The sequence below is a fragment of the Hymenobacter sp. 15J16-1T3B genome, from assembly GCF_020711235.1.
GTDB lineage: Bacteria > Bacteroidota > Bacteroidia > Cytophagales > Hymenobacteraceae > Solirubrum.
The window spans coordinates 59,304-66,310 of sequence record NZ_JAJFAV010000023.1; the positions used below are offsets into that span (position 1 = coordinate 59,304).

At 68.0% G+C, this 7,007-nt stretch carries 4 protein-coding genes; 1 reads left to right on the forward strand and 3 read right to left on the reverse strand.

What is annotated here, in order from left to right:
• Positions 1–76 precede the first annotated feature (76 nt).
• The 3 genes from LJ737_RS25455 to LJ737_RS25465 form a co-directional block, all read right to left on the reverse strand.
• On the reverse strand, positions 77–1,870 hold the full coding sequence (locus LJ737_RS25455) for a cytochrome-c peroxidase (RefSeq protein ID WP_227769594.1): 1,794 nt from the start codon (positions 1,868–1,870) through the stop codon (positions 77–79).
• Between the two features lie 94 nt (positions 1,871–1,964).
• Positions 1,965–2,942, reverse strand: a complete 978-nt coding sequence (locus LJ737_RS25460) for a leucine-rich repeat domain-containing protein (RefSeq protein WP_227769595.1) — start codon at positions 2,940–2,942, stop codon at positions 1,965–1,967.
• On the reverse strand, positions 2,942–5,131 hold the full coding sequence (locus tag LJ737_RS25465; protein WP_227769596.1) for an alkaline phosphatase PhoX: 2,190 nt from the start codon (positions 5,129–5,131) through the stop codon (positions 2,942–2,944). Before LJ737_RS25465 ends, LJ737_RS25460 begins: the two co-directional genes overlap by 1 nt.
• A gap of 294 nt (positions 5,132–5,425) precedes the next feature.
• Here LJ737_RS25465 and LJ737_RS25470 point away from each other — a divergent pair, with 294 nt between their 5' ends.
• Positions 5,426–6,799, forward strand: coding sequence for a type IX secretion system plug protein (locus tag LJ737_RS25470; protein WP_227769597.1), 1,374 nt, complete (start codon positions 5,426–5,428; stop codon positions 6,797–6,799).
• Positions 6,800–7,007: the final 208 nt, after the last annotated feature.

The window sequence follows — 7,007 nt, forward strand, 5'->3', positions numbered from 1 at the left end:
CCCAGCGCCCCAACGAGAAGCGCCCGGACATACCGTCCGGGCGCTTCTCGTTGGGGCGTACTTCCTTCTACTGATTCTACTGGTCGTCCAGCGCTTTGATAAAGGCCACCAAGGCCTGCTTTTCCGACTGGCTCAGCCCAAGCCGGTCCGGGGCCAGCGTCTGAGTCGGCACAGGGAGGCCTAGGCCCTGGCCGCCGCCGCGGTTGTAGAACTCGATGACTTCTTCGAGCGTCTGAAACACGCCGTTGTGCATGTAGGGCGCGGTGCGGGCGGCGTTGCGCACGGTGGGCGTCTTGAAGGCGAATTGCTGGTGCGGAATACGGTGCAGGCGGTAGCGGCCAGGGTCGGCATCCAGCGCCGGGTGCAGGGTGTCGGCGGTGGCGGGCACGCCCAGCACTTCGCTTTCCACCTTGTCGTAGAGCGGGGGCACCACGCCGCTGAACAGCGGCAGGTAGTGGCAGGTGCCGCACTGGGCCTTGCCCAAGAACAGGTTGAATCCCCGCACTTCCTGGGCCGAAAGCACCGCCGTATCGCCGCGCAGAAACCGGTCGACGCGGGTGTGCAGGCTCGTCAGGGAGCGGACGTAGGCGGCCAGGGCGCGGCGGATGTTGGGTTCGGTCAGCGGCTTGGCGTCGGCGGGAAACGCCTGGGCAAACAGGCGCGCGTAGGGCTTCTGGCGGCGCAGCGCGGCCGATACCGCGTCGAGGCGGCCGCCCATTTCGGCCGGGTTGGTGACGACGGCGTGCACCTGGTCTTCGAGGAATCGCACCCGGCCGTCGTAAAACTGCTCGGGCTGCAGGGCGGCGTTCAGCAGGGTGGGCGTGTTGCGGGCCAGGTCGGCGCCGGGCTGCAAAGAGCGGTTGACGCGCAGCCCGTCGGCGTAGGCCTGGGCGGGCACATGGCAGCTGGCGCAGGAGCGGCCCGCGGCGCCCGACAGCACCGGCTCGGCAAACAAGGCCCGGCCCAGGGCCAGCACCTCGGGCGTGGGCGGCAGCGCATCGGCGGGGGCGAAGAAGCTGGCGTCGAAGGCGTCGGCGGCCAGGAAGCTGACGGCCGCGGGGCGCACCGCCCGCCGCGCCGCCACGAAGGCCACGCCGCACTGCTGCTGGCCGCGGTGCAATTCGGCCAGGATGGGGTGGTAGTGGCGCGTGAGGAAGGCGGCGCGGTCAAACGCGTTGAAGTCCACGCCGGGCCGGCGCAGGTAGGCCGCGCCGCGTTGCAGCTCCCGGGTTAGGGCCGGCGGGGCATCGTAGAGCGCGGCCACTTCGGCGGTGGCGTCGAGGGTGACGGCCGCTTCGGGCACCGACTGCCGGGCGGCCGGGGAGTCGAAGCCGGAGAGGCCCTTGGCGGCCAGGCGGTAGAGGTTTAGGCGCAGCGCGTCGAAGACCTCGGCATCGGTGAAAACGAGGCTGGGCTCGCGCTGCTGCAGGTAGCGCACCTGAAAGAGCAGGTTGTCGGCCTGCTGGCGCATCAGGTCGCGGGTGGCGCGGTCGGGGGACTCGCCGTACACGTACTCCTCCAGCACCTGAAAGCCGGTGGGCAGCAGCGGCTCTTCCGGCTCGCTCGGCTCCGATTCGGGCAGGGCGGCCCCGTTCAGGCGTTGGGCCACGAAGGGGTAGTAATACTCCACTGCAAACTCCAGCTGCTTGTACTCGCGGCGGCAGGCGACGTAGCGGCTTTGCAGCGCGGGCGGTTCGGCTTGGTACACGGCGGCCCGCAGCTGCGTCAGCGCCTCGTGCAGGGCCTGCAGGTGCTGGTGGTAGTAGGTTTTGGTGCGCTCGGCGGGCGCGGGCTGCAGCACCGTGAAGGAAAACAGCGCCGCGGCCAGCAACAACAGGGCGGGGCGCAGGGGGAGCGGACAAAAGCGCATCGGCGGTAAAAGGCCGGCCGCCGGCGCCGCCCGGGCAGGGAAAGCGCTTCCGATGATGAGCCGAAAGCCGCCCGGGGAGCCGGAAGCAGGGTGGCTAGTCGAAGTAAATGGTGGTGCGGGGCAGCGCGGCCGTGAGCCGCTGCCGGGCCGCGGGCGTGAGGCAGTTGCGGCGCACGATGAGCGTGCTGAGCTTGCGCAGCCGGCCGACGGAGCGCGGCAACTCGGTGAGCTGGTTGTCGCTGAGCACCAGCACTTCCAGGTTGCGCAGCCGGCCGATGCTTGGGGGCAAGCGCGTGAGCTGGTTGCCGGTCAGCACCAGCGACTTGAGCGCCCGGCAGCGGCCGAGGCTGGCGGGCAACTCGGTCAGTTGGTTGCCGGCCAGGTTCAGCTCCTGCAGGCGCGGCAGGTCGCCGAAGCCCGCGGGCAGCTGCCGGAGCTGGTTGTCGCTGAGCACGGCGTAGCGCAGCTGTTTCAGATCGTTGAGCGTGGCGGGCAGGTAGAGCAGCTGGTTGTGGCTGGCGTCGAAATACTCCAGCTGCCGGAGCTGGCCCAGCTGCGCGGGCAACGAGGTGAAGCGGTTCCAGGCCACCACCAAAAAGCGCAGGCTGTCGAGCTGGCCCAGGCTGGGCGGCAGCTCGGCCAATTCGTTTTTGTCGAGCTGCAGCTGGCGCAGGCGGCGCAGGCGCCCCAGGTCGGCGGGCACATCGAGCAAGCGGTTTTCGTGGGCAAACAGCTCGCGCAGGCTGTCGAGCTGCGTCACCTCGGCCGGCAGGTGGCGCAGGCGGTTGGTTTCCACGTGCAGGCGGCGCAGGCTGGGCAGCCGGGGCAGGCCGGCGGGCAGCTGCTCCAGGTCCTGCAGGCGCAGGTACAGCTCCTGGGTAACGGCCGGGCAGCGCAGGACCTCGGCCATGCTAAAGGCCGTGGCCTGGGCGCAGGGCGGGGCCGGTGGGGCGGACGTGGCGGGGCGGGTTTGGCCCGCAGCGGCCAGGGCCTGCCCAATGCACGGATTGCCCGGCAGCAACTGCCGGGCAATCAGGAACACCAAGAATAAGGTAACGACGTGGAGCCTCACTACTGCTTGATAAAGGCGCGGGTGGTGGCGGAAGTGGCGGTGCGCACAAGCAACTGGTAGTGGCCGGCGGGCAGCTGGCTCACGGGCACCTGCAGGCGGTTGGCGCCTTTGCTCAGCGCCACGTCCTGCTGCCACATCAGCTGGCCGAGGTTGTTGAGCACGCGCAGCTGGGCGGCTTCGGCGCGCGCCTGGCTGAGCTCCACGGTCAGCTGCTGGCTGGTCGGGTTGGGGTACAGGGCGAGCTGCACGGCGGCTTTGTCGGCCTTGGTGGCCGTGGGCGTGGCCAGGCCCAGCTCCGATTTGCGGGCAATAACCAGCGTGGTCGACTTGTTGAACACCACCGGCTGACCGGCGGCGTCGGTCATGGCCAGGGTGTTGGTGTTGTCGGGCGCCTGAATGGAGACGAACATAAACCGCTCGTCGGGCGAGAGGGTCATGCCGGTGGGCTCCGAGCCGGCCGGCGTCACCATGAACAGCTCCACCGCCGGGTTGGCCTGGGTGTGGCAGGGCTTCACCAGCCAGATGTGGTTGCGGCCGCCGTCCTGCAGCACGTAGAGGTTGCCGTAGGAGTCGAAGGTGAGGTTGTCGTTGCCGCTGCTCCAGGCCTCGGAAGCCGTGCCGGTGCCGTAGTTGATGGGGTAATTCTGCCCGCCAATAAACTCCTCGAAGCCGCTGATGGTGTTGCCCGTGGCCGCGTCCTGGAAGCGGTACACCCGGCTGTTCGACTTCGAGGTGAAGTAGATTTTGCCGTCGTGCGGGCCGATTTCCACGTCTTCCACGCCGCTGAAGTTGGTGGCGCCCAGGGCCTGGGCCAGGGCAGTGGTGTTGCTGCACTCGGTGGGCGTGGCGTTGGGCACCGGAATCCAGGTGCCGGTGGTGCTGGCGCCCAGCGCGCCGTCGAGCTTGAGCACGTAGAGCGTGCCGGCGCCCAGGTTGCCGGCGGTGGCGGCCACGAACTTGTAGACGAAGCTCAGGCTGCCCTCGTCGGCGCCCTCGTACACGGTGCGGCGGTCGGCGGCCACCACCACGTTTTCGTGCTTGAAGCGGCCCAGCTTCCAGAGCTTGTCGGGCGTGCCGTCGTTGTTCAGGTCGCGCACCGCGTGGGTGGCCGGGTCCAGCTCCACCGTCCAGCCGAAGTCCAGGTAGCCGTCGTTGTTGCTGTCGGTGGGGGCGGTGGGCGAGTTTTCCTCGCAGGTAATCACCGTGTTCCAGGGCGTGATGCCGCCCGAGCAGTTGTTGTAGGTGCCCACCACCGGCGCGAAGTTCACCGGGTGCTTCTCGGTCACTTGCCAGAGCTTGGAAGTGGCGTTGAAGTTCAAACTCAGCATGCTCACGCCCGAAGCGGCGGCCGAGGAGCCCTCGTGGTTGACCGACAAATACCCGTTGGTGCTGCTGCCGTTGATGGGCACGTAGCCGGTGAAGTCGTTGCTTTCCTTGGTGTTGCCGTCGGCGGCGTTGGTGTAGGGCTGCCCGCTCTGCATCAGCAGCTGGAAGGTGTGCGTGCTCGGGATGCTGATGCCCTGCTGCTGCGTGGTCGGCATCACCGATACGAAGTTGCTCAGGTGGTTGGCCGGGAGGGTAGCGCAGGTGGTGGCCGGCACGGAGTTGTCGGGCAGCAGCTCCAAGTCAAAGCTGATGTCGGAGCTGGAGGGGCGGTCCTGGTGGATTTCGACGGCAATGGTGTTCAGTCCGATGCTCAGCACCGATTTAGGCAGCACGGCCTCGAAAAACGCGCTTTCGTTGGCGCCGTCGACGGTAGCCGAAGCGAAGGTGTTGTAGGCCACGGCGCCGGTGGGCATGTTGGAGCGGTGCACCTCCGCCCCGTTGATGTAGATGACCGCGCCGTCGTCGCGCTTCAGGCGCAGCTTCACGCCGGTAAAGCCGGCGAGGTTGCTCACCGTGAACTGCCGGCGGAAGTAGGTGGTGACGTACTTGCTGGACGAGTTGGGACCGAACGACACCGTGGTGGCTTCGCCCCCGTCGCCGTAGCCCAGCTCGGCGTTGCCGGAAGCCCAGGCGGCGTCGTTGAAGCCGGCGGCCTGCCAGGCCGTGCCCTGGTCCGAGCCGTTGTCGAGGTACTTCCAGGCGCTGCCGGCGGGCAGCAGCGGCGTGAGGGTTTGGGCCAGCGCGGGCGCGGCCGAGAGCAGGCCCAGGGCCAGCAGGAAGGGGAGGGTAACCGTGTGTTTCATACGAAGCTTGCGAGGTTGGAAAAGCAGAGCTGAATGGCGCCGCAAGCTCGGATGAGGCTGTTTTCTAGGATTTACCGGCCGGTTAATGCTGCATCAAGAAAGGGTGAAGCCAGCGTTATGGTGTGACGGCTGCGTTACGCGCCGGCCGTAGCGCAAGCTTCCCGTTCGCGTATCGTGGCTAACGGCTAGCCCTTGGGCACTGCCGCAGGCCGTGCTGAAATACGCGAACGGAATGTTCGCGCTACGGGGCGCTTTCGTTCGTTCTGCTTGCGGCCAACCGTCTTACCTTCGCTTATGCTCCGCCGAATTCTACCTCTGCTTATCCTGGCCGCCCCGGCCTGCGTGCCGCTGGGCACGCCCATCACCGACCCCAACGCCGGCCGCGTGGGCCAGGCCAGCCCGGTGCAGGCCCCGCGCGCCAACCAGCAGCTGCGCTTCGAAGACGCCACCTACGACCCCGACATCCAGAGCGTGCAGTGCTACGTGAGCACCGGGCAGCCCACGGAGGTGTTTACCGCCCCGGTGGTGCCGCTGGAGCAAGCCGGCAGCATGGTGCTTGAATTCGACTTTCTCGGCGACAAAAGCCGCCGCCTCACCGCCCGCCTCGTGCACTGCAACGCCGACTGGACGCCCTCGGTGCTCACCGACTTGCAGTTCCTCAACGAAATCAACGAGTTCAACCTGACCAACTACCGCACCTCGGTGGGCACGCAGGTACCCTACTACCACTACCGCCTGCCTATCCCGGGCCCGAAGATATCCGGCAATTTCCTGCTGGTGGTGCAAGACGGCAACACCCGGCAGCCGCTCATCTCGCGGCGCCTGCTGGTATACCAAAACCTGGTGGAAGTGCAGGCCCAGCTGGGCCTGGCGCCCGGCGGCGCGGCCCGCTACACCATGCAGCAGATTGACTTCGGCATCCGCTACGGGGCCTACCCGCTGGTGAACCCGGCGGTGGAAACCCGGGTGGTGCTGCGCCAGAACTTCCGCTGGGACAACGCCCACTACAACCTGCGCCCCACCTTCGTGCGCGACGCCGAGCAGCAGCTCGACTACCAGTACTTCAACTTCGAAAACGCCTTCCCGGCCCTCAACGAGTTTCGCTTCGCCGACATCCGCTCCCTGCGCACCAACGGCGTGGGCGTGGAGCGGCTGGACATGCAGGCCTCGCCCCGCGAAATCCGGCTGCTGCCCGAAGCCACCCGCGCCGGCCGCACCTACACCCAGTACGAGGACGCCGACGGCCAGCGCGTGTTCGAAAACCGCGAGTACGGCAACGGCGCCACCAACGCCGACTACGTGTGGACCACCTTCCAGCTGCGGGCCGAAAGCCCCGCGCCCGGCCCGGTCTACGTGTTCGGCGCCCTCACCGACTGGCAGCTCAAGGACGACTACAAGCTGACCTACAACGCCGAGCAGCAGCTCTACACCGGCCGCGCCTTGCTCAAGCAAGGCTACTACAACTACTACTACGTGGTGGGCCAGCGCGGCGGCGCGCCCGACGCGGGCTACTTCGAGGGCAGCTACCAACTCACCGAAAACCAGTACGACATCCTCGTCTACTACCGCCCGCCCGGCACCCGCACCGACCTGATCATCGGCTACCGGCCCTTGGTGGTCAACGGCCAGCAAGTGCGCTCCACCAACCAGTCGGGCATTTTCCGCTAACGGCGGCCGGCGGGGCAACAAACCAGCGGCCCCGGCTACCTGCGTGGTAGCCGGGGCCGCGGCGTTCGGGCCGGAAGCATTACTGCCCGGCCAGCTGCGCGCTGATTTTGAGGTTCAGTGGCTGGCCCGCGGAGTTGCCGCCGCTGCGCGGTCCGCCGCCCCTGGGGCCGCCGTGCCCCCCGCGGCGGCCGCCCCCCCCCCCCCCCCC

Excerpts from the sequence above, each read along its gene's own strand:
- LJ737_RS25455 (WP_227769594.1), bottom strand. The coding sequence starts at position 1,870 with ATGCGCTTTTGTCCGCTCCCCCTGCGCCCCGCCCTGTTGTTGCTGGCC.
- LJ737_RS25470 (WP_227769597.1), top strand. The coding sequence starts at position 5,426 with ATGCTCCGCCGAATTCTACCTCTGCTTATCCTGGCCGCCCCGGCCTGC.
- LJ737_RS25465 (WP_227769596.1), bottom strand. The coding sequence starts at position 5,131 with ATGAAACACACGGTTACCCTCCCCTTCCTGCTGGCCCTGGGCCTGCTC.